Origin of the sequence: Pseudoduganella sp. RAF53_2 (assembly GCF_052113985.1) — a bacterium.
In the GTDB taxonomy this organism is placed as follows: domain Bacteria; phylum Pseudomonadota; class Gammaproteobacteria; order Burkholderiales; family Burkholderiaceae_D; genus Rugamonas.
On record NZ_JBFRDW010000756.1, the window covers coordinates 1 to 2,604 of the forward strand.

A 2,604-nucleotide genomic window follows, 5' to 3' on the forward strand; every position below is an offset into this window, starting at 1 on the left:
CCGGTCCATCGTCCAGCCCAACCAGGTCGAGCTGATAGGCGTCCGGCTGGCCGGACTGGCGGTTCCCTTCGCTGAACACATCGAGGGGACCGGTGACGTCCAGCATCTGGACGCCGGGGAAAACGAGAACGGAGATACGCATTTCAGACTCCAATCAGGCGGACAGCAGCTTGCCCGAGAACAGCGAGTAYAGGGTCCRCACGAACAGCACGGCAATGGCGACGGTCAGGAAGGCCAGGATGAGGCCAGCCAGCAGCATCAGCGGCATCGTGCCGTTAACGGWAGCATACTTCAGAGCGGCATTGGAGAGGGCGGCAAGTGGGAAACTGATACCCCACCAGGTCGGAGCGAACGGCACCGAAGGGCGGAACACGCGGGCACCGACCACCAGGGTCATGAACAGGCCGAACCAGAACAGCAGGGCGGAGAACACGTCTACCTGATGAGTAAAGTTGGTATAGGCGAGGAAGCCGACTTCGAAGGGAGCCATCATCACCAGCAGCGACGGAATCATACCGGCCGGCAGCGGATCGCCGTGCACCAGGCGGCTGAAGATCATGACGAAGAAGACCACAGCCACGATGGTGCCGATGGCCAGGGCGATCAGGTTGAGCTGGGGTGCCCAGGGCATGGGCATGGTGGCGCCGGTGACCACAATGTCGAGCGAAGCCACGCCGGGGATCAGCCAGGCCGGCACCACATTGGCAGCGGCCACTTTACCGCTCATCACACGCGACACCACGATATAGCTGAGCACCAGCGTAGCGATGGCGCCGACGCTCCACACGAATTGCTGCAGCGATTCGCTCCAGGGAGCAATCACGGCCGACAGCAGCAGGACGGCAATGGTCATGCTGCCGAAAAAGTTACTGGCGATGGGATGGTTGAACTCATCGCGTACGGCTTGCGTGTATTTGCCCCATTTGGCGAGATAGCCAAGCGCCATGGCGATAAAGGCCAGCACGGTGACAACGCTGATGCCCTGGGCGATAGCTTCGCTAACGCCAAATACGCCAGTGGCGGCGCGCCAGGCCAGCGTCAGGCCGGCCAGGCCCATGACGGCGGCGAACAGGTTGACGGGAAGGTTTTTCACCGAGCTGCCGCTGGCGGCGGCGGTGGCGCTGAGGTTTGCAGTTGACATGATATTGAGCTCCGGGATGTTCGTTATTGGCCGAAATCGGCGTTGAGTTCATTATCAGCCAGCCTCCATCTGACCGAAAGCGGCGCAGACCGTCACTTTCGGCCAAATCCGGCGCAATGCCAGCCTTGGCGGGATTTACGCTGGATCTGGCGGCCAAGTTGACCGGATAGCGGGGAAAATCGCGCTTTTTTGGGATGGGAACGCTATGTCCTGGATTTTATTAACGGTTGCCGGGCTGCTGGAGATTGCCTTTGCTTTCGGCATGAAATGGTCGGCCGGATTCACCCGGCCGCTGCCCGCCGTGTTCACTGCGGTGACGGGCATTGTGAGTATTTACTTGCTGTCGATGGCGCTGCGTACGCTGCCCGTCGGCACGGCGTACGCGGTGTGGACGGGCATTGGCGCGGTGGGCACGGCCATTGTGGGCGTGCTGTTCCTGGGCGATTCGGGATCGCCCGCGCGCCTGGCCTGTATCGGTGTGATTATCTGTGGCGTGATCGGACTGCGGATAGTGTCGGGCGAGGGCGCCTGAGTGCTCAGGCTTCTACGCCGCCGAAGCGCAGCATGATGGTGTTGGCCTGTTCGCGCTGGATATCGTTGTCCACGTCCACCGCCAGCAGGGCAGCGGGGCGGTCGGGCTTGTCGGTGTTGTCGACGTCGTCCGGCGTCAGCGAATCCATGATGTTTTGCACCGCGCTTTGGGTGGTGTCCAGCGGACGCGCGTCGTGCAGGTTCAGTTGCACGGCGGAGCCATGGAAGCCCGCGTCCAGCAGGGCCGAACGCGCGCCTTCAGCGTCGGCCACTTGTTTGAAATTGCGATAGATGGTGTCGGGCATGATCTCGTCTCCTTTGCAGACATTGTGCTGCAAAGGCCGGGTTCCCGGCGCGCGGCTCCCTCAGAAGCCGGTCAGCGCGGTTGCCGTATGCTCAACGACCGGCGTCCCGGCGAAGTAGGGACCCACCAGCGCACGCCAGGCCTGGAAATCATCGCTGCCGCGGAAGTCGACGGTGTGGTTTTCCAGCGTCTCCCAGCTGATCACCAGCAGGTAGGTGTCTGGACGCTCCATCACCCGTTCCAGCTTCATCGCCTTGCAGCCTTTCGCCCGCTGGAACAGTGGCACCGCTTCTTTTACCGCAGTCAGAAAAGCTTCGTGCGAGTCACTCTTGATGGTCAGTTCGGCGATTTCAGTAATCATGTTGGTTCCGTCGCGTGTCAAAAGTTCTATTTTGCACGAAGTCTCGCCGTGGCGCTGAGAGCCACGGCGAGAATGCCCGCTTAGAACCGATAGCGGGCCGTGAACTGGACTGCACGCGGCGCGCCGGGGATGTTGAGGAATTTGCTGGAGCCATGGCCGGCGACGATGTAGCTGCGGTCGAGCAGGTTGGTCAGATTGAGCTGGATGTCGTAGCGTGCGGTGCGGTAGTAGGCCATGGCATCGACAGTGGTGTAGCCGGGCAGGGTG

The 2,604-nt window shown here is 61.7% G+C and carries 5 protein-coding genes; 1 reads left to right on the forward strand and 4 read right to left on the reverse strand.

The genetic code is table 11. The annotated features are described in order from the left end of the window. Positions 1 to 154: 154 nt before the first annotated feature. Positions 155 to 1,141 carry an SLAC1 anion channel family protein gene (locus AB4Z11_RS28995; RefSeq protein ID WP_442029286.1) on the reverse strand — a complete coding sequence of 329 codons (987 nt, stop codon included), beginning with the start codon at positions 1,139 to 1,141 and terminating at the stop codon, positions 155 to 157. Between the two features lie 205 nt (positions 1,142 to 1,346). Here AB4Z11_RS28995 and AB4Z11_RS29000 point away from each other — a divergent pair, with 205 nt between their 5' ends. Further along, positions 1,347 to 1,673: a DMT family transporter gene (locus tag AB4Z11_RS29000; RefSeq protein WP_442029287.1), complete on the forward strand. Its 327-nt coding sequence runs from the start codon at positions 1,347 to 1,349 to the stop codon at positions 1,671 to 1,673. Positions 1,674 to 1,677: 4 nt separating this feature from the next. Here the strand turns inward: AB4Z11_RS29000 and AB4Z11_RS29005 are convergent, their stop codons facing one another. The 3 genes from AB4Z11_RS29005 to AB4Z11_RS29015 form a co-directional block, all read right to left on the reverse strand. Then, a complete protein-coding gene (locus AB4Z11_RS29005; RefSeq protein WP_442029288.1) occupies positions 1,678 to 1,977 on the reverse strand; it encodes a hypothetical protein in 300 nt (99 codons plus the stop codon). 60 nt (positions 1,978 to 2,037) lie between these two features. Further along, positions 2,038 to 2,337: an antibiotic biosynthesis monooxygenase family protein gene (locus tag AB4Z11_RS29010; RefSeq protein WP_442029289.1), complete on the reverse strand. Its 300-nt coding sequence runs from the start codon at positions 2,335 to 2,337 to the stop codon at positions 2,038 to 2,040. A gap of 80 nt (positions 2,338 to 2,417) precedes the next feature. Further along, positions 2,418 to 2,604, reverse strand: a 187-nt coding sequence (locus AB4Z11_RS29015) for a hypothetical protein (RefSeq protein WP_442029290.1), incomplete at its 5' end; no start/stop codon positions are given.